This is a genomic window from Micromonospora sp. CNZ296 (assembly GCF_007827635.1).
The window spans coordinates 273,531-294,139 of the sequence record NZ_VISW01000007.1; the positions used below are offsets into that span (position 1 = coordinate 273,531).

Annotated in this window: 24 protein-coding genes; 15 read left to right on the forward strand and 9 right to left on the reverse strand. The window is 72.9% G+C overall.

The window, feature by feature from the left end; all coding sequences use genetic code 11:
- Nucleotides 1–37: 37 nt before the first annotated feature.
- From pstS to FB455_RS14710, 4 genes are all read right to left on the reverse strand, one after another.
- Nucleotides 38–1,141, reverse strand: coding sequence for a phosphate ABC transporter substrate-binding protein PstS (gene pstS / locus FB455_RS14695; RefSeq protein WP_013288826.1), 1,104 nt, complete (start codon nt 1,139–1,141; stop codon nt 38–40).
- Nucleotides 1,142–1,374: 233 nt separating this feature from the next.
- A complete protein-coding gene (mshD, locus tag FB455_RS14700; RefSeq protein WP_030272143.1) occupies nt 1,375–2,313 on the reverse strand; it encodes a mycothiol synthase in 939 nt (312 codons plus the stop codon).
- A 67-nt stretch (nt 2,314–2,380) separates the two neighbouring features.
- Nucleotides 2,381–3,235 (reverse strand): polysaccharide deacetylase family protein, encoded by an 855-nt coding sequence (locus FB455_RS14705; RefSeq protein WP_013288824.1) that lies wholly within the window; start codon nt 3,233–3,235, stop codon nt 2,381–2,383.
- A gap of 150 nt (nt 3,236–3,385) precedes the next feature.
- Nucleotides 3,386–4,105 (reverse strand): winged helix-turn-helix transcriptional regulator, encoded by a 720-nt coding sequence (locus FB455_RS14710; RefSeq protein WP_186461596.1) that lies wholly within the window; start codon nt 4,103–4,105, stop codon nt 3,386–3,388.
- 245 nt (nt 4,106–4,350) lie between these two features.
- On the opposite strand from FB455_RS14710, the gene FB455_RS14715 reads away from it, so the two are divergent.
- The 7 genes from FB455_RS14715 to FB455_RS14740 all read left to right on the forward strand — a co-directional run bounded on the left by FB455_RS14715 (nt 4,351) and on the right by FB455_RS14740 (nt 9,916).
- Nucleotides 4,351–5,400 (forward strand): hypothetical protein, encoded by a 1,050-nt coding sequence (locus FB455_RS14715; protein WP_013288822.1) that lies wholly within the window; start codon nt 4,351–4,353, stop codon nt 5,398–5,400.
- Between the two features lie 79 nt (nt 5,401–5,479).
- On the forward strand, nt 5,480–6,262 hold the full coding sequence (locus FB455_RS14720) for an LmeA family phospholipid-binding protein (RefSeq protein ID WP_013288821.1): 783 nt from the start codon (nt 5,480–5,482) through the stop codon (nt 6,260–6,262).
- Between the two features lie 95 nt (nt 6,263–6,357).
- Nucleotides 6,358–6,435: an Ms5788A family Cys-rich leader peptide gene (locus FB455_RS34775; protein ID WP_311202345.1), complete on the forward strand. Its 78-nt coding sequence runs from the start codon at nt 6,358–6,360 to the stop codon at nt 6,433–6,435.
- Between the two features lie 206 nt (nt 6,436–6,641).
- Nucleotides 6,642–7,490, forward strand: a complete 849-nt coding sequence (locus FB455_RS14725; protein WP_013288820.1) for a sulfurtransferase — start codon at nt 6,642–6,644, stop codon at nt 7,488–7,490.
- Complete coding sequence (locus FB455_RS14730; RefSeq protein WP_013288819.1) at nt 7,490–7,828, forward strand: DUF1416 domain-containing protein; 339 nt, start codon at nt 7,490–7,492, stop codon at nt 7,826–7,828. The genes FB455_RS14725 and FB455_RS14730 overlap by 1 nt, the downstream gene beginning before the upstream one ends.
- A gap of 129 nt (nt 7,829–7,957) precedes the next feature.
- Nucleotides 7,958–9,010, forward strand: coding sequence for a hypothetical protein (locus tag FB455_RS14735; RefSeq protein ID WP_013288818.1), 1,053 nt, complete (start codon nt 7,958–7,960; stop codon nt 9,008–9,010).
- A gap of 54 nt (nt 9,011–9,064) precedes the next feature.
- Nucleotides 9,065–9,916, forward strand: a complete 852-nt coding sequence (locus tag FB455_RS14740; RefSeq protein WP_013288817.1) for a hypothetical protein — start codon at nt 9,065–9,067, stop codon at nt 9,914–9,916.
- Between the two features lie 2 nt (nt 9,917–9,918).
- Here the strand turns inward: FB455_RS14740 and FB455_RS14745 are convergent, their stop codons facing one another.
- The 3 genes from FB455_RS14745 to FB455_RS14755 all read right to left on the reverse strand — a co-directional run bounded on the left by FB455_RS14745 (nt 9,919) and on the right by FB455_RS14755 (nt 12,819).
- Nucleotides 9,919–11,997, reverse strand: coding sequence for a glycogen debranching N-terminal domain-containing protein (locus FB455_RS14745; protein WP_145753717.1), 2,079 nt, complete (start codon nt 11,995–11,997; stop codon nt 9,919–9,921).
- Nucleotides 11,994–12,383: an SCP2 sterol-binding domain-containing protein gene (locus FB455_RS14750; protein WP_145753719.1), complete on the reverse strand. Its 390-nt coding sequence runs from the start codon at nt 12,381–12,383 to the stop codon at nt 11,994–11,996. Before FB455_RS14750 ends, FB455_RS14745 begins: the two co-directional genes overlap by 4 nt.
- A 73-nt stretch (nt 12,384–12,456) precedes the next feature.
- Complete coding sequence (locus tag FB455_RS14755) at nt 12,457–12,819, reverse strand: DsrE family protein (RefSeq protein ID WP_013288814.1); 363 nt, start codon at nt 12,817–12,819, stop codon at nt 12,457–12,459.
- 23 nt (nt 12,820–12,842) lie between these two features.
- Between FB455_RS14755 and mtfM the strand changes: the two genes are divergently transcribed.
- Both mtfM and FB455_RS14760 read left to right on the forward strand, forming a co-directional pair.
- Nucleotides 12,843–12,947: a small membrane protein MtfM gene (gene mtfM, locus FB455_RS34780; RefSeq protein WP_013288813.1), complete on the forward strand. Its 105-nt coding sequence runs from the start codon at nt 12,843–12,845 to the stop codon at nt 12,945–12,947.
- Entirely contained in the window at nt 12,913–13,539 is a 627-nt protein-coding gene (locus FB455_RS14760) for a heme-binding beta-barrel domain-containing protein (protein WP_145753721.1), read from the forward strand. The genes mtfM and FB455_RS14760 overlap by 35 nt, the downstream gene beginning before the upstream one ends.
- A 73-nt stretch (nt 13,540–13,612) precedes the next feature.
- Here FB455_RS14760 and FB455_RS14765 read toward each other — a convergent pair whose 3' ends face one another.
- A complete protein-coding gene (locus tag FB455_RS14765) occupies nt 13,613–14,482 on the reverse strand; it encodes an aminotransferase class IV (protein ID WP_145753723.1) in 870 nt (289 codons plus the stop codon).
- 92 nt (nt 14,483–14,574) lie between these two features.
- Here FB455_RS14765 and FB455_RS14770 point away from each other — a divergent pair, with 92 nt between their 5' ends.
- The 4 genes from FB455_RS14770 to FB455_RS14785 all read left to right on the forward strand — a co-directional run bounded on the left by FB455_RS14770 (nt 14,575) and on the right by FB455_RS14785 (nt 18,097).
- Nucleotides 14,575–14,982 carry a Fur family transcriptional regulator gene (locus FB455_RS14770; RefSeq protein WP_082171454.1) on the forward strand — a complete coding sequence of 136 codons (408 nt, stop codon included), beginning with the start codon at nt 14,575–14,577 and terminating at the stop codon, nt 14,980–14,982.
- On the forward strand, nt 14,979–16,088 hold the full coding sequence (ygfZ, locus tag FB455_RS14775) for a CAF17-like 4Fe-4S cluster assembly/insertion protein YgfZ (RefSeq protein WP_145753725.1): 1,110 nt from the start codon (nt 14,979–14,981) through the stop codon (nt 16,086–16,088). Before FB455_RS14770 ends, ygfZ begins: the two co-directional genes overlap by 4 nt.
- 112 nt (nt 16,089–16,200) lie before the next feature.
- Nucleotides 16,201–17,043: a beta-keto acid cleavage family enzyme gene (locus tag FB455_RS14780; protein ID WP_013475115.1), complete on the forward strand. Its 843-nt coding sequence runs from the start codon at nt 16,201–16,203 to the stop codon at nt 17,041–17,043.
- 94 nt (nt 17,044–17,137) lie between these two features.
- The gene (locus FB455_RS14785; protein WP_013288807.1) at nt 17,138–18,097 is read left to right on the forward strand and encodes an asparaginase; all 960 of its coding nucleotides are present in this window, start codon (nt 17,138–17,140) and stop codon (nt 18,095–18,097) included.
- Between the two features lie 121 nt (nt 18,098–18,218).
- Here the strand turns inward: FB455_RS14785 and FB455_RS14790 are convergent, their stop codons facing one another.
- The gene (locus tag FB455_RS14790; protein ID WP_225319748.1) at nt 18,219–19,016 is read right to left on the reverse strand and encodes an alpha/beta fold hydrolase; all 798 of its coding nucleotides are present in this window, start codon (nt 19,014–19,016) and stop codon (nt 18,219–18,221) included.
- 113 nt (nt 19,017–19,129) lie between these two features.
- Between FB455_RS14790 and FB455_RS14795 the strand changes: the two genes are divergently transcribed.
- Together FB455_RS14795 and FB455_RS14800 are read left to right on the forward strand one after the other, a co-directional pair.
- A complete protein-coding gene (locus FB455_RS14795) occupies nt 19,130–19,780 on the forward strand; it encodes a helix-turn-helix domain-containing protein (protein WP_013288805.1) in 651 nt (216 codons plus the stop codon).
- The gene (locus tag FB455_RS14800; protein WP_013288804.1) at nt 19,777–20,556 is read left to right on the forward strand and encodes a hypothetical protein; all 780 of its coding nucleotides are present in this window, start codon (nt 19,777–19,779) and stop codon (nt 20,554–20,556) included. Before FB455_RS14795 ends, FB455_RS14800 begins: the two co-directional genes overlap by 4 nt.
- Nucleotides 20,557–20,609 lie beyond the last annotated feature (53 nt).

Below are 20,609 nucleotides of genomic sequence, written 5' to 3' on the forward strand. Positions count from 1 at the left end.
TCGCTCGCTTCGTGTTGAGGAGGTGTCGGTCAGAGCGTCAGGAGAGGCTCTTGACCGCGGCCTCGACCTTGGTGCGGACGGTCTCGGGCAGCGGCGCGTAGCCCAGCTCGACGAGCTCCTTCTGCCCCTCGGCGCTGGCGGCGTGGCCGAGCAGGCCCTTGACCAGCGGCAGCTTGTCGGCGGCGAGGCCCTTGCTGCAGACGATCTCGTAGGTCGCCAGGACGATCGGGTACGCCCCGGCCTCCTTGGTGTTGTAGTCGATCGACATCTTCAGGTCGTTGCCCTGACCCTCGAACTTGGCGCCCGCGATGGTCTTGCCGGCCGAGTCGCCGGTCAGCTCGACGAACTCGCCGTTGCCGTTCTTGATCTTCGCCATCTTCAGGTCGGAGTTCTCGGCGTACGACCACTCGACGTAGCTGATGGTGCCGTCGGTGCTCTTGACCTTGCTGGCCACACCGTCGGACTTGGCCGCGCCGACGCCGCCCGGGGCCTTCCACGCCTTGGAGTTGCCGAGCGTCCAGTCCGCCTCGGCGGTCTTGGAGAGGTACTTGGTGAAGTTGTCGGTGGTGCCCGACTCGTCCGAGCGGTGCACCGCCTGGATCGCGGTCGACGGCAGCTTGGCGTCCGGGTTGTCGGCCTTGATCGCCGCGTCGTCCCACTTGGTCACCTTGCCGGCGAAGATCTTCGCCAGGGTGGCCGGGCTGAACTGGAGGTTGTCCGCGCCACTGACGTTGTAGACGACGGCGACCGGGCCGATGACCATCGGCAGGTTGAGCGCCTGGCCGCCGGTGCACTTGGCGTCGGCCTGCGGCTGCTCTTCCGGCTTGAGGGCGGAGTCCGAGCCGGCGAAGTCGGCGGTGCCGGCGATGAAGGCCTGGATGCCGGCGCCCGAGCCGCTCGGCTCGTAGTTGATCGTGGTGCCGGCGCACTTCTGCTGGTAAGCCTTGATCCACTCGGCCATGGCGTTCTTCTGGGCGGAGGAGCCCTGCGCGTTCAGCGTGCCCGTCGCGCAGTCCACCGCGGCGGCGGAACCGGAGGCGGAGGCACCGGCCGGCTCGTTGTTGTCCGAGCCGCAGGCGCTGAGACCGAGAACCGCGGTAAGAGCGAGACAGGCGATGGCGCCGTGCCGCTGGAGCTTCACTTGAGGGGTTTCCCTTCACGTCTTTGGTCAGGTCGCCCGGAGTGCCGGGGGCCGGCGCTGACCGGCTGACACGAAAGGTAGGAGGGCCAGGTGGACGGTTCGCCGGACGTAAGTGAACGCGCGGTGAACACGTTCAGCCGACGAGGTGGCCGTACGCTGAGGAGGGGTTGTCCATTTCGTGAACTAGCAGCCCGCTATCGCCTTTGTGGCGAATTTCCGGGGCCGGCGAGCGCTCAGCCGAGCTGGTAGTTGACGTGCGCGGACCAGTGCGCGAAGCCCAGCCGCTCGTAGAGCGCCACAGCGGCGGTGTTGCTCTCGTCCACGTAGAGCATCACCCGGTCCAGCCCGCGCTCGTCGCGCAGGTGGGTCAGGCCCGCGGCGGTGAGCACCCGGCCCAGCCCGCCCCGGTGCGCGGACGGGTCGACGCCGAGCACGTAGACCTCGCCGATGCGGGCCGAGCCCTGCTGCTCGTGCACCTTGGTCCAGTGGAAGCCGAGCAGCCGCCCGGTGGCGGAGTCGACGGCGAGCAGGAATCCGGCCCTGTCGAACCACGGCTCGGCGATGCGGACGCGCAGGTCGTCGAGCGTCCACTTGCCCTGCTCCGGGTGCTGGGCGAAGGCGGCGTTGTTCACCGCCAGCCAGGCCTCGTCGTCCTCGCCGGGGCGGAACGCGCGCAGCGTCACGCCCTCCGGTACGACCGGTGCCGGCAGCTCGGCGGTGAGCGGACGGCGCATCTGCCAGAGCACCCGCGCCCGGGAGAAGCCCAGGTCGACGGCCAGTGCGGCGGCCGACGGGTGGTCGCCGTGCGCCCAGGCGCGCAGCGGTCCGGACGCGGCGGCCACCACGCCACGGGCCAGCGCCCGGCCGGAGCCACGCCGCCGGTACGCCGGGTGCACGACCATCTCCACGCCGACTCCCTCGGCCGGGGCGGTGGTGTCGAGGTGCGCGTACCCGGTGAGGGTGCCCTCGGTGGTCCGGGCGGTGAGGTGCACGGCGGGTGCCTCGGGGTCGCGCAGCCGCAGCAGCACGTGCTCGTCGAGCGGGTCGGCGCCGTCGGCGTCACCGGCGGCGCGGGCCAGCGCCAGCACCTCGGCGACCTCGTCCGGCGTCAGCCGGTCCGCCCGGTCGATCCCGTCGGCCCCGGCACCACTCGTCGGCTCGGTGCTGCTCATCTAAGTCACGGTAGCGGCAGGCGGGCCGCGGTTCCCGTCGGACGACGACGGCGATCGGTGGCGCTCGTCACGGGCTGCCGACGGGCAGCGCCTCCAGCTCGAACCGGGCCAGCAGTTCGGGCAGGAGTTGCTGCAACGCGCTGACGGTGCCGGACCGGTCCCCGCCCGCGTCGTGCATGAGCACGATCGCGCCGGGCCCCATCTGCGAGCGGACCATCGCCTCGATGGTGGTGGCGCCCGGCGCCTTCCAGTCCGACGGGTCCACACTCCAGTGCAGCGGGGTGAGACTCAGGTCGGCGCAGGCCGACATGACGGACGGCGTCCAGGCCCCGCCGGGCTGGCGGTAGTACGCGATCCGCGCGTCGGGCGCGGCGGCCAGGATCGCGTCGTTCGTGCGCAGCAGGTCGGCCCGGATCGTCGCCGGGGCTCGCTTGCCCAGGTTGACGTCGTGGTTCCAGGAGTGGTTGCACAGCGTGTGGCCCTCGGCCACGATCGACCGGACCAGGTCCGGGTGGGCCTCGACGTTCTCGCCGACGACGCAGAAGGTCGCCCGTACGCCGTACTGGGCCAGCAGTGCGAGTACCTGCGGTGTCCAGCGGGGGTCGGGGCCGTCGTCGAAGGTGAGCGCGACCTGGGAGGAGCCGGTGGCGACCAGGGCGCCGTACGGGCCGTCGCCGCCGGGCTCGACCGGTGCGGCGTCCGGCGCGGCGTCGGGGCTCGGCCGGGGGCTGGCCGTGCCGCCCGGGAAGTCGGTGCTGGGTGGCTGCTCGCCGTAGCGCGGCCCGTTGAGCGTGGTGGCGACTCCGGCGGCCGACGGATGCGGGTCGGGCACCAGGCTGCGGCCCAGCGCGAACGCGGATCCGAGCAGGCCGGCCAGTACGACTGTCACGAGCCCGGCGGCGCGCAGCGTAGAGCCCCGCATCAGCGGCACCGGCCGTTCGTCGCCCCCGTGGTCACCGCACGCACCGTCGCCCCCTTAGCCCGACAATTCCGGCAGCCAGGATATGGCTGACTGATCGGGCAAAAAGGGCATATAAGAAAAGTGCCCTCTAGCGGGGTGGGGCGTGGGCGGTCAGACCGGCAGCGGGGCGGGCTCCGGCTCCGGCAGCGAGCGCGACGGCGGGACGACGAACTTGTAGCCCACCTGGCGGACGGTTCCGATCATCGACTCGTACTCCGAGCCGAGCTTGGCGCGTAGCCGCCGCACGTGCACGTCCACCGTCCGGGTGCCGCCGAAGTAGTCGTAGCCCCAGACCTCGCGCAGCAACTGGTCCCGGGTGAACACCCGCCCCGGGTGCTGGGCCAGGAACTTCAACAGCTCGAACTCCTTGTACGTGAGGTCGAGCGGCCGGCCCTTCAGCTTGGCGGCGTACGTGTCCGGGTCGATGTTCAGCTCGCCGGCCCGGATCGAGCCGCCGGCGCCGGCGGTGGCGTTGCTGAGCCGGCCGACCGCGAGCCGCAGCCGGGCCTCCACCTCGGCCGGCCCGGCGCCGGCCAGGATCACGTCGTCGACGCCCCAGTCCGCGTTGAGCGCGATCAGTCCGGCGTCGGTGACGACCGCGACGAGCGGTACGCCGAGCCCGGTGGCGTGCAGCATCCGGCAGGTGGCACGCGCCTCGCTCAGCTCGGAGCGGGCGTCCACCAGGACGGCGTCCGGGGTCGGGCCGGAGACCAGCGTGCGGACGTCGCGGGGTGCGGTGCGAACCGAGTGCGGCAGCAGGTCGAGTGCCGGCAACACCGCCGACGGCTCACCGGCCCGCGCGGTCACGAGCAGCAGGAGCTCCACGATCACCTCCGTCCCGGCGGCCTTCCGGCCGCGCGCGACCAGCGACACGCCCGGGTGCGGGCGGCACTGTGAACTTGCGTGGGTCCCGGCGTCGTCGACGGGCGGGTAACGGCCTGAGCGTAACCGATGGACCGGCCGTCACCTTCGCGCGATTTACCGTTTGCCCTTTCTGCCCTCGATCGCGGCGCAGGTTTTAACGTCGTCGAAACCGGGACCTCCGCCGAGCCGCCCGGGTCTGGCACGATCGGGGCGTGTTTCCCTCCACCTCGCGCGACACCGGTCGTGAACCGTGGGCCGACGACCCGTCCGCCGGGCCGTCCGGCCCCGCCCGTGGCTACCCGCCCGCCCCGCGTACCGGCCCCGCCGACGAGGAGGGCGAGCGGCCGGAGCGCAAGGGCCCGCGCCGGTTGCGCAAGGGCGGTCCCGGCCGGCGTCCCGACGACGAATCCGACGAGGAGCCCGAGGAGGAGGTGCCTCCGGTCCCGGTCCGCCGCCCCCTGGCGCTCACCGTCGCCGGCTTCGCCGCGCTGCTCGGCGTCGGCCTGGTGCTCGGCGCGCAGACCTCGGGCCCCGGGCACCGGCTTCCGTTCGCGGCGATCATCTTCGGCGTCCAGCTCCTGTTCGTGCTGGCCTGGACGATGGCCATGCGACCGCCCGCACTGCTCGTCGTCGCGCTCGTCAGCGCCGCGACGGCGGTGATCGCCGACGTCGCCGCCGTGCAGTCGGACATCGCCGGCCTGGCCCCGCTCGGCTACGCCGCCGCAGCCGGGCTCCTGCTGGCCGTGCTGGGGCAGCTCGTGCGGCGGGTGGACCGGGTCCGGGTGACCGACTCGCTCGGCGGCACTCTGCTGATCGTCGTGGGCGTGGTCGCCTTCGCCACGCTCATCGTGCTCAGCCGGATCCCCAAGGGCACCCAGGCGATCACTGTCTGCCTCACCGCCGCCGGGGTGGCGCTGCTCGTCGCCCGGCTCACCGACGCGGTCGCGCCGTGGCCACGGCTCGCCCCGCAGGTGCCGCGTGGCGCGACGGGCGTGGTCGCCGGCGCCATGATCGGCACCCTCACCAGTGCCGTGCTCGGCAGCTACCTGGTCGGTTTCACCCCGACCAGCGCCGCCCTGGTCGGGGTGGTCAGCGCGGCCACCGCCGTCCTGGCCGACCTAGCGGTGGGGTACGCCGAGGCGGGCCGCCTGATGGCCGGTGAACCGCCGACGATGTGGGTGGCCCGGCACATGCAGGGACCGCTGGGCGGGTTCGCGCTGGCCGCGCCCGCCGCGTACGCCATGTGCGTGCTGTTCCTCTGACGCGGTTGGGGAGGATTCGCCTCGGGTAAGTACGGTTGCGCCGCGAGGCGCGGTGACGGCGGCGAGGACTGGAGGCGGCGTGGCAGAGGCGTATCCGGCGGAGGGCCGACCCCGGCGACGGGGCCGGAAGGTGCTGATCGGCTTCCTCGTCCTGCTGCTTGTGCTGGCCGGGCTGCTCGTGGTCGCCGACCGGGTGGCCGCCGGCGTGGCCGAGCGCGCCATCGCCGACCAGGTCCGGCAGGAGATCGCCAAGCAGGACGCGCAGTCCGCCGCGCCGCAGGTCGAGGTGGGTGGCTTCCCGTTCCTCACCCAGGTGCTCGACGGCCGGTACGAGCGCATCTCGATCCAGCTCACCGACGTGCGCGGCGACGTGCAGGGCGACGCGGTCGAGGTGCCGAAGCTCGACGTGGACGCGCGCAACGTGACCGCCTCGCTGGACACGCTGCGCTCCGGCCGGGGCGACGTGGTGGCCGAGAGCGTCGACGGGCGGGGCACCGTCACCTACGAGAGCCTGGCCAAGCTGCTGGACCGGCCCGGGCTGACGCTGGGCGAGCGCAACGGCAAGCTCGCCGTCACCGCCCCGGTGGACGTCCTCGGCATCAAGCTCACCGTCAACGGCACCGCCGACGTCACGGTGGCCGGCAACAAGGTGGCGCTGCGCTTCAACGACCTCACCGCCGAGGGCCTGCCGAACGTGCCGCTGGCGCGGGCCGCGCTGACCCGGTACGCGCAGGGCATCTCGATCGACGTGCCGCTGCCGGAGCTGCCGTTCCAGCTCAACCTGCGCAAGGTGGAGCCGAAGCCGGAGGGCCTGGTGGTCACGGCGGACGCGGCGAACGTGCCCATCAATTCAGCCGGCTGAAAGCCGCACACGGCCGGTCCGGGGAACGGGCCTGCCGTCCCGGATGCTGGTCGGCCTGGTGGCAGCTGTCGCCTCGGCTGGTAATCTCCCTGCCCATGGGGACCCTCCTCACCAAACGGCGCGCGGTCGACCTGTGCCGCGTGGCCACCTGCCTGTGTCGCCCCGTCATCTGACGGCGGGGCTGTCTCCGGCCGCCTGAACGGCGGCCACCCAGGGTCCACGAACCTTTCCCGGTTCCCCCTCCTCAACGCCCGGCAGCGGCGCCGTCGCACGTACCCGTGATCCGTTCCTAGCTCAGGGTCCGCGTGTGGTGCGACAACCATCGACATCGATCTCCACGCGCAGGCTCACCAAACCATCCTCACCAGGGAGTGATCTGATGAGTCGCGACACCGCACTCGTCTCGGCCGAGTGGGCCGAGAAGAACCTCGGCGCCCCGGGCGTCGTCTTCGTCGAGGTCGACGAGGACACCTCGGCCTACGACACCGGGCACATCGCCGGCGCCGTCAAGCTCGACTGGCGCACCGACCTGCAGGACCAGGTCCGCCGGGACTTCGTCAACAAGAGTCAGTTCGAGGCGCTGCTGTCCGACCGGGGCATCGCCAACGACGACACCGTGATCCTGTACGGCGGCAACAACAACTGGTTCGCCGCGTACGCGTACTGGTACTTCAAGCTCTACGGCCACGGCGACGTGAAGCTGCTCGACGGCGGCCGCAAGAAGTGGGAGCTGGACGCCCGTCCGCTCGTCACCGACGTGGTGGAGCGGCCGAAGACGCAGTACGTCGCGCAGGAGCCGGACACCTCGATCCGCGCGTTCCGCGACGAGGTGGTCGCCGCGATCGGCACCAAGAACCTGGTCGACGTGCGCAGCCCCGACGAGTTCGCCGGCCGGCTGCTCGCCCCCGCCCACCTGCCGCAGGAGCAGGCGCAGCGGGCCGGCCACATCCCGACCGCGATCAGCGTCCCGTGGTCCAAGGCGGCCAACGAGGACGGCACGTTCAAGTCCGACGACGAGCTGCGCAAGATCTACGCCGACGCCGGGCTGGACGACGGCAAGGAGACGATCGCGTACTGCCGGATCGGCGAGCGCTCCTCGCACAGCTGGTTCGTGCTCCAGGAGCTGCTCGGGCACCGCAACGTGAAGAACTACGACGGTTCCTGGACCGAGTACGGCTCGCTCGTCGGCGTGCCGGTGGCGCTCGGCGACGAGCCCGGGGAGGCCTGATGACCGCCGCCTCCGCCGCCTCGACGGCTGCCGCCGGCTGCGCCGCGCCGGACCAGTCCGCCCCCCTCCCGGCGAGCCTGGACCTGGAGAAGGAGACCGTCATCACCGGCCGCGTGCTGGCCGAGTCCGGTGAGGTCGTGCCGGGCGCGTACGTGCGCCTGCTCGACTCGACGGGCGAGTTCACCGCCGAGGTGGTGACGTCGGCGGCCGGGCAGTTCCGGTTCTTCGCCGCGCCGGGCTCCTGGACGCTGCGCGCGCTGTCCCGCCACGGCAACGGCGACACCGCCGTGTCCGCGGCCCGCGGGATCAACGAGGTGACCGTCTCGGTCGCCGCCTGACCCACGCTCTGATCGTGGCCCGCCGCCCACCCGGGTGGCGGGCCACGAGCCGTTCCGGCGACTGTGCGGCTCGCCCGTGGCTGGCAGGCTGGACGGCGGTGCGCCCCGGACGCGCCGGAGGGGGATCAGGTGCTCGACGACGCCGCTGCCCACGCCCGCCGCTATCTGATCGACTTCATCGACGGCAACCGGGGCGAGGAGGTCGTCCGCGAACTCCAGCGCACCGACGCGTCCGGCCGGCGGCGCCCGTTCGACGTCTCGGTGGCCAGCCTCGACACCGATCTGTCGTTCCTCACCAAGCGGGCCACGCTCGTCACGGCCAAGCTGGTCCTGTCCCAGCCGGGCGGCGAGCACCGCTATCTGGTCAACCGGGAGATCTGCAAGAGGTGCGGCGAGGACCCGGACCACTGCGGGCCGCGCTGCCGGTACGAGGACATCCGGATCGACCAGCTCTTCGCCGAGTGCGACGACCTGGGCCGCCTCGGCGCGTACCTGCGGGACTGCGCGCCGCTGCTCGAGCTGGGCCAGCTCGTCTACTTCCCGCAGACCTTCCGCCGCAGCCACCTGGAGTCGCGCGCGCCGGACGCACAGTCCACCTCGTCGCTGTTCGACACATCAGGCCGGATCGAGCTGGGCGACAACCCGGACCGCACGCTCGACCTGATCGTCAAGGGGCATCGGGTCGTCGACGTGCCGAGCGGGGATCCGGTGAAGGCGCGGCTGGTCACCCCGCTGCTCCAGCTCGAACTGCCGATGCTGGAGGGCACGTCGCTGCGGGACTACTGCGCCATCCTGACCCAGGAGGGCGACGCGCTCGCCGCGACCCAGGCGTACCTGCGAGGCCGGATGCTGGAGGTCGACACCGACCCGGACCGCGCGCTGGTACAACTCGTGAAGCTCGACGCGGAGATCCAGGAGGGGGTGCGGGCGGCCCGGGCCGAGGTGGCCCGGGTGGCCCGGCGCTCGGCCGTGCAGGCCGCAGGGGCGGCGGTGGCGACTGTCGCGGCGACGCTGGTGGCGGTCGAGGGCACCCATCTGGCGCCGGTGCTCGGCATGCTGGGCGCGGGCGGGTTCTTCTCCGCCGTGCTCGCCGCCGACCAGTACGCCGACCGTCGCGGCGAGCTGCGACAGCGCCCCTTCTACCTGCTGTGGCTGCTGTCCCGCCGGTCGGAGCCGGTCTGAGCGAGGTGCCGAGGCGCGGCCGGGCGTCTCGCCCGTCCGTGACACCATGGCCGGGTGACTGCCGTCGAGACGGGCTACGCCCCGCCCACCCCGCCCGGCCGGCCCGGCCCCGGCGGCCGACGCCGGCTGCGCTGGCTGACGGTCGCCACCGTGGTGTGGGCCGTGCTGCTCGCGAGTCTGACCTGGTGGTCGGTGCGCACGGACGCGCCGACGGTGAAGGAGCAGCGGTCGCTGGACCAGGCCGGCCCGGTGGTGGACCGGGCGATCGGCGAGCTGACCGCCGCGGTCGGCGCCGCGGGCGTACCGGCGCTCCTGCCGGACCGGCTGGAGCGCGGCTGCCGGATCACGCCGATGGACGACGGCGCGACGCTGGAGCGCGGCGTCGAGGTGGCGATCGGCGGCGACGACGTACGCGAGGTGCTGCGCGGCATCGCCGACCGGCTGCCGTCGGGCTGGCGGGCCGGCGTGTCGACGCTCGACGGCGAACCGCTGCTGCGCGCCGACGCGGGCGAGTTCGTCGCGGTCGAGGGCCGGGCCGGTGGCCCGGGCCGGGTGCTGCTCACCGCCGACACCGGTTGCCGCCCGGCGGGCTCCGGCTACCGGGTTCCGTCCGCCGACGCCGCCGCCGAGTCGGCCGTGCTGGCGTCGGCGCTGGGCCGGTGGGGCGGCGCGACCGGGCCGGTCCAGGTGCTGACCGCGCCCTGCCCGGGTGGCGGGACCGCCCGCACGGCCCGGTCCGAGGCCGCAGTGCCGGCCGACCAGTCGCTGGCCGCCGCGTTCGGCGTCGGCGCCGCGCCGGTGGTGGACTCGGCCGACGCGTACGCACGCCCGGGCGACCCGGCGGTGCTGGCGCTGCGGGCCGGTGAGCGGGTCCGGGTGGCGGTCACCACGCCCTGCCGGGCCTGACGTCAGCCGCCGGGCAGGGTCAGCGCCGGTGGCGACGGCTGTTCCTCGTGCGGCTCCCGGCTGCGGCCCAGCGCGTCCACCCGGCCCCAGCGGCCCGGGATGTCGAGCAGTTCCACCCGGCCCATCCCGGGCGGCACGGCCGGGTCGATGATCAGGTGATCGCCCTGCGGTTCCAGTCCCAGGATCACCCGTAGCAGCAGCAGCGGCGTGCCGGCGGACCACGCCTGCGGGCTGCACGCCGTGGGGTACTCCACCGGGTAGTCGGTGAGGCCGCGCTCGTAGCCGGCGAACACCTCGGGCAGCCGCCCGTCGAAGTAGTGCGACGCGCTGAGCAGAGCGTCGCAGATCCGGCCGGCCTGCTGGCGGAAGCCGTACCGCCACAGGCCCCAGGCGATGATCGAGTTGTCGAACGGCCACACCGTGCCCACGTGGTAGCCGACCGGGTTGTACCGGCCCTGGTCGTCGGCGAGCGTCCGCACACCCCACCCGGAGAACAGGCGTGGGCCGAGCAGATGGGCGGCGACGGCGGGGGCGCGGGCCTCGTCGACGATGCCGCTCCACAGCAGGTGACCGATGTTGGAGGTGAGCGCGTCCACCTGGCGGCCCAGCGGGTCGAGCGCCAGCGCGTAGTACTCGCGGTCCGCGATCCAGAAGTCGCGGTTGAACCGTTCCTTCAGCGCCGCCGCCTCGTGTTCCAGCCGGTCGGCGTACGTCGGGTCGTTCCAGTACGTGCGGGCCAGGCGGGCGCCGCGCAGCTTCGCGTCGTACGCGTACCCCTGGAGTTCGCACGTGGCCCGGGGGAACTCGGGCATCCGCCCGTCGGCGTAGGAGATGGCGTCCGGCGAGTCCTTCCAGCACTGGTTCGGCAGGCCGGTCTCCGGGTTCCGCGACATGTACCAGACGTAACCGGTGCCGAGCAGGTCGCCGTACGTGTCCAGCCAGGTCAGCGCCGCCCGCGTCTCGTGCTCCAGCTTGCGCACCAGGTCGGCGTCGCCGGTCCACCGCTCGTACTCGTCGAGCAGGATCACGAACAGCGCCGTGGTGTCGGCGGCGCCGTAGTACGGCGAGTGCGGCTGCTCCTCGAAGCCGGCGGTCTCGCCGTAGCGCAGCTCGTGCAGGATCTTGCCGGGCTCCTCGTCCCGGAAGTCGTCGACCCGGCTGCCCTGGAGTCCGGCGAGCATGACGATCGTGGGCTTGACCATCTCGGGCAGGAACGGCAGCACCTGCAGCGAGGTGAAGATGCTGTCCCGGCCGAACAGCGTCATGAACCAGGGCAGGCCGGCGGCGAGCAACCGGACGCCGAGCGTGATCGACTCGTACCGGAGCGCGGCCAGGTCGTTGAGGCTGCGCCGGTACGCCCCGGCCAGCGGCTCGCAGTCGCAGCCGAGCTTCGGCGCCCGGCTGATCAGGGCGCTCTGTTCCGCCTCGATGTCGGCCGCCGTCCGCTGGCCGCCCAGCGGCAGGATGGCCCGGATGTCCTCGCCCCGGGCGCCGTAGATGACTGTGTCGATGTGCAGCCGGGTGGTCCACTCGCCGTGCGGGCCGACCCGGATCCGGAACGTCATCCCGCTCTCGTCGACCTCGGCCGGCGCGCTGCTGGTCACCATCGTCTCGCGGTGGAACGCCTGCCGGCGGTAGGTCAGCCGCAGCGCGTTCGTCTCCACGCTGGGCGTGGTGGTGCCCTTCTTGTCCCGCTTGTGCTTGATCTCGAACAGGTCGGCGAAGTCGGAGCCGATCTCCAGCCGGAGCCGGAACTCCTTCGCCTGCGCGGAGTGGTTGAGCACTGTCAGTTCCTCGTCCAGGCTGCCGCCGATCGCGCGGCTGCGGATCACCGAGACGTTCGCGTCCAGATAGTGCGTCGGCTCACCGGGGACCAGGAAGTACCGCGTCTTGTACGACAGCGAGTCGTCGATGGAGAGTGCGTGCAGGGTTTCCCCGTCGAGGGTGAGGATCCAGGTGGAGAGGAACCGGGTGTCGAAGGAGAACAGCCCGGTGGGGAAGTCGTACGACGGCTGGATGTTGCCGCGATCGTCGCTGACCAGGAACGTGTTGCCGTCGAGGATGCTGACCCGCTCCTTCACGCCACCCGCCGGACGTGGTCGCGGGCGGCGTCCCGCGGATCCCGTACGTCGGGCCGGGTCGGCAGGAACCGGCGGAACGCCAGGAACAGCACGACGTGCCCGCTGAACGTGGCCTCGTTGCGCAGCACCGCGGCCATGCCGGCCTCGCGGCCGGTGACCAGCTTCTCGAACAGTTCGGTGGAGAGGGTCAGCACGCCGTCCGCCTGCCGTTGCTCCTCCCGGCTCACCTGGGCCGATCCGGGGGCCAGCGTCACGTACCAGTGCTCGGTCCGGTTGCCGTCGGCCAGGTCGATCTGAAGCGTGCCGCCGATCGGGCTGTTCAGCACCGACGCGGCGCGCGCCGGTAGCGACGCGAAGAACTGTTGGATCGCCTCACTCACGTTCACATGGTAGGCGTAATCCGGACATGTCGGGTCAGGATCGGCTCACCGGTCAGAGTGGACGACCCGGGCGGGTCGCTCAGTAGACGAGCGCCTGCGCGCCCTCGGTCATCGCCTCCTCGACGAACACCGCGGCGCCCGCGATGCGTACGCCGGGGATGACGTCGCCCGGGCCGATGTCCCGCCGGGCCGCGCACTGGGTGCAGGCGGTCACCCGGCCCGTGGTCAGGACCACGTGCAGCAGTTCGCCGAGCGGCGCGGAGTGCGGCAGCTCGAACGTCTCCGCCCGCCCGGGGAGTGCGAACCAGGTGGACTCGCCGGTGAGCCAGAGCGACACGTCCACCCCGGCCGCGGCTGCGGTGGAGGCGACTGTGAACGCCTGTGCACAGCGTTCCGGGGAGTCCGCGCCGGCGGTGGCCTTGACGACGAGAGTGCGCGCCATGACGCCAGCATAGGATGGCCCGGATGGTTACCGAGATCGGGTTCGTCAGCCTGCTGGTCGCCGGCCTGGGCGCGCTCGCGGGTGGCCTGGTCTATGTCGCAGTGCGAATCGCTAGAGGTAAGTGGTGAATCTGTGAGTGAGAGTCCGCTTCAGCCGCCGTGGTTGAACGCGCCGCCGGTCGACCCGTACCCGTACGAGGAGAGCCACGACCTGCGCGTCGGCCCGAAGCTGCACCCGAGCCTGGACGGCCTGCTGCCGTACATCGGGGTCTGGCGCGGCCGGGGCCGGGGTGGGTTCCCGACGATCGAGGACTTCGACTACGCGCAGGAGATCCGGATCAGCCACGACGGCCGGCCGTTCCTGTTCTACGAGTCCCGGGCGTGGATCCTGGACGAGCAGAGCCGCCCGGTCCGTCCCGCCGGCCGTGAGGTGGGCTGGTGGCGTCCGGTGCTCGACGGTGAGCGGGTGACCGACGAGCTGGAGGCGCTGATGACCACGCCGACCGGCGTGATGGAGCTGCACATCGGCAAGCGCAAGGGCACCCGGATCGAGTTCGCCACCGACGCGGTCGTGCGTACCGCCACGGCGAAGGAGGTCACCGCCGGTGCCCGGCTGTTCGGCATCGTCGAGGGCGCCCTGCTCTACGCGCAGGAGATGGCCGCCGTGGGCCACCCTCTGAGCCCGCACCTCTCCGCCCGCCTGACCCGGGTGGCCGGCTGACGTTCCCTTCTCGCTCCGGCGATCATGAAGTTGGCGGCGATCCTTGCCCGATTTGTCGCCGCCAACTTCATGATCAACGGGGTGGGGGTGGGGGTGGGGGTGGGGGGAGGTCCAGGAGGGTCTGGATGCGCTGGGTCAGGGGGGAACTCGGGCGGGGGGTTCCGTTCAAGGCCGTGACCTCTGCCGGGCCGCGCAGCGAGCTGGTCAGCCAGATCGCCTCGGCCTCGTGCAGGTCGGCCACGGTGGGCAGGTGCTCGCCTGCGGTCAGGCCCAGCTCTCCGGCGCGTTCCAGCAGATGGCCGGCGGTCACGCCGGGCAGGATTCCGGTCGGTGCCGCCGGCACCGTGAGGAGACGGCCGCCACTCAGCCACACCACGTTCGCGGTGGGCCCCTCCAACACGTAGCCGTCGGTCGAGACCCAGAGCACGTCGTCCACGCCCGTCCGCTGCGCCCACCGCCGGGCGGCGGTGCTGAGCGCGTACGAGGTGGACTTCACGCCGCTCGGCAGCCACCCCAGTTCCGGGCGGGACCGGGCGGCCACCCCGAGCGGCAGCGTGGCCACAGTCACCCCGTCCCGCCGGGCCAGTCGGGCGGACGCAGGCACCTCGCCGAGCGTCGCGTACACCGTGGGCGGCCCACCGCCCTCCGGTCCCCGCGTGCAGACCAGCCGCAACGCGCCCTCGGTCCGGGCGGGCCAGCCGGCGCACACCGCGTCCAGCAGCTCGACGAGCGCGGCATCAGGGGGCAGCGGCAGGTCGATCGCCGCCGCGCCGGCCCGCAGCCGGGCCAGGTGCGGCTCCAGCAGCCAGGGGCGGCCGTCGCGCAGGTGCAGCGTCTCGAACAGGCCGTCGCCGTGCAGGACGCCCCGGTCGTCGCCGCGCAGCACCGGCTCACCCGCCGGTACGAGCCCCCGGCCGAGCACCGCCACCCGTGTCGTACCCACTGGCGCAGCGTAGTGGCGTACCCCCGGCGGCGGACCGGCCGGCGCGGCGGCCGAACTATGATCGAAGGGTGTCCGAATCCTCCCTCGCGGAAATGCTCCGCTCGCGCGGGCTGCGGCTGACGGCGCAGCGGCAGCTGGTGCTCCAGGCCGTCCTGGATCTGGGGCACGCCACCCCGGAGCAGGTGCACACAGCGGTCCGCGAGGTCGCGGCCGGAGTCAACATCACCACCATCTACCGCACGCTGGAGCTGCTGGAACGGCTCGGCCTGGTGACGCACACGCACCTGTCGCACGGTTCGCCGACCTACCACGCGGCGGGTGAGCACCAGCACGTGCACCTGGTGTGCCGGGAGTGCGGGGCGATCGACGAGATCTCCCCGGAGATGCTCCGCCCGCTCGCCGACCAGCTGGACGAGCAGCGCGGGTTCAAGGTCGACATCGGGCATGTCGCGCTCTTCGGGGTCTGCGGCCGCTGCGCACAGAACGGGGAACGCACATGATCGACATCGCGGGCGCGGTGACCACCGACGCCATCGACGACCAGACCCGGGACCAGCCGGAACCGGCCCACCGGGCGGCGGGCGTCGGCCCGGTGGCCGCCCACTACGGCGACCCGATGCGCGAGCAGCGGCTCCTGGCCACCGGCGTGGGCCTGGTCGACCGCTCGCACCGGGGCGTGGTCGCGGTGCCCGGCGAGGAGCGGATCGGCTGGCTGCACACGCTCACCAGCCAGCACCTGGCCGCGCTGGCGCCGTGGCAGGGCACCGAGCTGCTGGTGCTCTCCCCGCACGGGCACGTCGAGCAGCACGCGATGGTCGCCGACGACGGCGAGACCACCTGGCTCGACACCGAGCCGGGGATGACCGAGGGCCTCCTGGCATACCTGGAGAAGATGCGGTTCTTCAGCAAGGTCGACCCGCGCGACGCCACCGCCGACCACGCGCTGCTGTCGCTCGTCGGGCCGGAGGCGCCCGGCGCGCTCGACACGCTCGGCGTCACCGGGCTGGCCGCTCCCGACGTGGCAGCGGTGCCGGGTCCGAAGTTCCGTTCCGGCGAGCTGCCCGCGCGGCCGTCAGCGGTGTACGACGTCAAGCCGCTGCCGGTCGGCGGCTGGGCCCGGCGGGTGGCGCTCGGCGTCGACCTGCTCGTGCCGCGGGCGGCCATGGACGAGGTGGTGGCGGAGCTGCGCGGCGCCGGGGTGCCGGTGGCCGGGCTGTGGGCGTACGAGGCGATCCGGGTGGCCGCCAAGCAGGCCCGGGCCGGCGTGGACACCGACCACCGGACGATCCCGGCCGAGGTGGACCTGATCGCCCCGGCCGTGCACCTGGACAAGGGCTGCTACCGGGGGCAGGAGACGGTCGCCCGGGTGCACAACCTGGGCAAGCCGCCCCGCCGGCTCGTCCTGCTGCACCTGGACGGCGTGGCGAGCGACCAGCCGCCCGTCGCCGGTACGCCGGTGACGCTCGACGGCCGGACGGTCGGCTTCGTGGGCACCGCCGTGCAGCACTACGAGTTGGGTCAGGTGGCGCTCGCCGTGCTGAAGCGCAACACGCCCGACGACGCCCGACTGCTCGTGGGCGAGAGCGCCGCCGCCATCGACGTGTAAGGAAGGGCCCCCTATTAACGCCTCCGGTAGAGGAAAGGTCCCTTCTTAACGCCGCCTGCACCGGAAATCCTCCGGTCGACCCGGCGCCGGGCACCGGTCTAGGATCCGGGGCATGACGACAGGGACGTTGATCACGGTTGCCCCCACCGGCGCGGAGTCGGCGAAGGCGGAGGTGCCGGCGCTGCCGGTGACGCTCGACGAGCTGCTGCTGACGGCCAAGGAGTGCGAGGCGCTCGGCGCCGCCGTGATCCACGTCCACATCCGTGACGACGACGCGCGGCCCACGCTCGACCAGGGGCGGCTGCGCGACACGGTGGCGGCGCTGCGGGAGAGCACCGACCTGATCGTGCAGCTCTCCTCCGGCGGCGCGGTGACCGACCCGGAGTCGGCCCGGCTGGCGGTGCTCGACGCCGCACCCGACATGGCCTCCTGCACCATGGGCACCGTCAACTTCGGCGACGACGTGTTCCTCAACCGGTGGGAGTTCATCGTCGACCTGCACACCCGGATGCAGGAGCGGGGCGTCGTCCCCGAGTACGAGATCTTCGACCTGGGCCACCTCACCGCCCTGCAGCGGCTGCTCGGCAAGTACGGCCTGCCGCACGGCGGGCACGTGCACGTCGACTTCGTGATGGGAGTGCCGGGTGGCATGCCCGGCACCACGGCGACCCTTGTCGCGGCCCAGCAGATGCTGCGCGACCTGCCCGAGGGCACCACGTTCGCGGCCACCGGCATCGGGCGCAGCACCATCCCGGTGATGCTGGCCTCGCTGTCGGCCGGTGGCCACCTGCGGGTCGGCATGGAGGACACGGTCACGTACGCCAAGGGGCGTCCGGTGGAGTCCAACATGCAGCTCGTCGCGCGGGCGGTCGGCTTCGCCCAGCTCGCCCAGCGGCCTCCGCTGACCACCGCCGAGGCCCGTACGCTGCTCGGCGTCCCGGCTACCGTCCGGTAAGCGGCGCACCCCGCTGCGACCCCGTACCACCCCGGTCGACGTCGCAGGTCACCCCGCCGCCGACCGGGTCCGTCCCCTCGGTACGGTCCATACCGTGGGAAAAACGTACGAGGGCGGCGTGCCGCTCGCCGAGGTGGTCCGGTCCGGCTTCGTGGAGGGCGTCCACCGGGGTTCCGTGGTGGTGCTCGACGCCGCCGGTGAGCCGGTCGCCGGGGCCGGTGACGTCACCTCGCCGATCTTCCCCCGCTCGTCGAGCAAGCCGATGCAGGCGATCGGCATGCTCCGGGCCGGCCTGCCGCTCACCGACCCGGCCGACATCGCGCTCGTCGCGGCCAGCCACGCGGGCGAGGAGTTCCACGTCGAGCGGGTGACAGCGCTGCTGCGCGACGCCGGCCTGACCGAGGACGCGTTGCACTGCCCGCCGGACCTGCCGTTCGGCGAGGCCGCCCGGGAGGCGGTGCTGCGGGCCGGCGGCGGCCCGGCCCGGGTGCTGATGAACTGTTCCGGCAAGCACGCCGGCATGGTGCGCACCTGCCTGGCCGCGGGCTGGCCGCTGGACGGCTACTGGCGGCCCGAGCACCCGCTCCAGCAGTGCCTGACCGCCACGATCGAGGAGTTCACCGGCGAGCGGGCGGCGGCGGTCGGGGTGGACGGCTGCGGCGCACCGGTGCTGGCCGTCTCGCTGACCGGGCTGGCGCGGGCGTTCCTGCGGCTGGTCGAGGCCGAGCCGGGCACCGTCGAGCGGACGGTGGCGGACGCGATGCGGGCGTACCCGGAACTTGTCGGCGGCACCCAGGCGGAGGACACGCGGCTGATGCGCGGCGTACCCGGCCTGCTCGCCAAGATCGGCGCGGAGGGTGTGATCGCGGCGGCGATCCCGGAGGTCGGCGCCGTCGCTCTGAAGATCGACGACGGCGCCGCGAGGGCCCGCACACCCGTCCTGGTGTCGGCCCTGGCACGCCTGGACGTGCGCGCCCCCATCCTCACCGAGTACGCCGAACCGCCCCTGCTGGGCGGCGGCCTCCCGGTAGGAGCCATCCGCCCCACCTGGTAACCCTTCCCCGCCCTCTACCCCCGGCGATCTTGCACTTGCTGCCCCGGCGAAATGCGCATTCCAGGCGTGCCGAGGGCTGCAAGTGCAAGATCAACGCGGCGAAGGGAGGGAGTCGGGGTGGTCAGGGGAGGAACGGCAGGAGGGTGGCGTTGGTCTCGGTGGGGCGCTCCAGGGGGAGCAGGTGGGCCGCGTTCGTCACGTCCGGCATGCGCACGCCGTGGGGGGCCTCGTCGGCGATGCGGTCGGCCAGGCGGCGGATGTCGGCCAGGTCGTCCGCGCCGGTGCCGACCAGTACCGGTACGCGCAGCTCGCCCAGCCGGTCGATCGCCGGCGGGTCCAGCTCGCCCACCTCGATCGCGCTCAGCGCCTGCTCGGCGGCGAGTGCCCGGCGGTCCATCTCCTCGGCGAACCGGATCAGCTCCGGGTCGACGTCCTCCGGGCGGCGGGTCGGGCCGACCACCCAGAAACGCACCTCGCCGGCGGCGGTGGCGGCGAAGTCCTCCGGGTCCACGTCGCCGACCAGCTCCTCCCAGAGCTGCTCGGTCTCCTCGGACCACTCGTTGCCGGAGACCGGAGCGCCGAAGAGCGCCAGCGCCGAGACCCGCTCCGGGTGGGCGAGCGCGGTGTCCACCGCGACCCGGCCGCCGAACGAGCAGCCGACGAGCGCGGCCCGCTCGACGCCCAGCGCGTCGAGCAGCCCGACCACGTCGTCGTGGTGGGCGAACGGCGTGGTCGGCAGCTCCGACTCGCCGTAGCCGCGCAGGTCCAGCGCGATCACCCGGTGGCGCTGCGCGAGCGCCGGGACCTGCCCGCGCCACATCCGCCGGTCGGCGATGCCGGCGTGCAGCAGCACCACGGCGGTTCCGGTGCCGCTCTCGTCGTACGCGAGCTGGGCGCCGTTGATATCGATCTTGGTCACGGGGGAGAACGGTACGGACCGGACATGGCCTCCGCAACCCACCTTCGGTGACCCTGCTAACTCTGGCTAGCGTTTTGCTTGCAGGAGTTAGCGGGCCGAGCTAGCGTTGAGTCATGGCCACCAGCAAGGACCTTCCCGATGTCGGCGGGTTCATTCGCGACCTGCGGCGCAACGCGAAGATCTCACTGCGCCAGCTCGCCGAGCAGGCGGGCGTCAGCAATCCCTACCTGAGCCAGATCGAGCGTGGGCTGCGCAAGCCGAGTGCCGAGGTGCTCCAGCAGCTCGCCAGCGCACTTCGTGTCTCCACCCCGGCGATGTACCTGCGTGCCGGGCTGCTGGACGACAAGGAGGGCCAGGGCGTGCTCGCGGCGATCGCCGTCGACCCCGAGCTGACCATGGCCCAGAAGCAGTCGCTCACCCAGATCTACGAGACGTTCCGGCGCGAGAACGCCCGCCTGGCCGAGGCGACCGAGGCGGCCACGACGGCGGAGGCGGCCGAGAAGGCCGCCACGACGGAAACGGTCGCGACCGAGCCGGCCTCCGCGCCGGAGGCCCCGGCGACGGTGGCCGCGGCCGCGACCGGTCCGGTCACGCCGGAGGGCACGCCGACCGAGGCGGTCCTCGAATCGGTAGCCGTCACCGAAGCGGGTGCCGCGCCCGCCCCGACCACCGCGCCCGCCCCGACCACCGCCGCCCCGCAGGACACGACCGCCCGCCGGGCGGCCCGGAAGGCCGCCGGTGCGGCCGAAGAGGAGCAGTCATGACCACCCAGCCGAAGACCAACCGCATCCCCGCACCCCTCTACGCCGCCGCCGGCGCCGGTGAGCTGGCCCTGGAGCAGCTCCGCAAGCTGCCGACGGTGGTCAGCGGCCTCGGCACCCGGGTCGTCGCCGACCTCGGCGGCAAGGCCGTCGTCACCGGCTTCGAGCTGCGCCAGAAGGCCACCGAGACGCTGAAGACCGCCAACCAGACCGCCACCGGGCTGCGCGAGCGCGCCGTCGCCACCGACCTCGACCAGCTCCGCGAGGCCGCCAACCTGGAGAAGCTGCGCGAGGCGGCGAACCTGGAGAAGCTGCGCGAGGCCGCCAACCTGGACAAGCTCCGCGAGGCCGCCACCCGCAACGCCGCCGTCGTGGTGGCCGGGGCGCACGCCGCGCAGGAGCGCGCGCTGGCCGCGTACGCCGAGCTGGTCGCCCGGGGTGAGCGCGTCGTCGGCGCCGGCGTGCTGGAGGCCGCCGACACGGTGAACGCCGACATCGAGGCCACCGAGGCCACCGGCACCGAAGTGACCCCGAAGGCCGAGATCACCCCGAAGCCGGAGACCGCGCCGAAGGCCGCCGCGACGACCGAGGTGCCCAGCCCGGCCGAGGTGGCCGAGGCGGTGGCCGCCAAGCCGGCCGCGGTGAAGCGCACCCGCGCCACCAAGGCGACCGCGACCAAGGCCGTCGCCAAGACGACCGCCACCAAGGCGACCAAGCCGGCCACCCCGTCGGCGAAGCTGCCGAAGGCCACGAAGCGGACCCGCCCGGCCGCCGAGTGACCTGATGCTCCACCGGACCCCGGACAACGTCTTGTCGGACGTTTCCGGGGTCT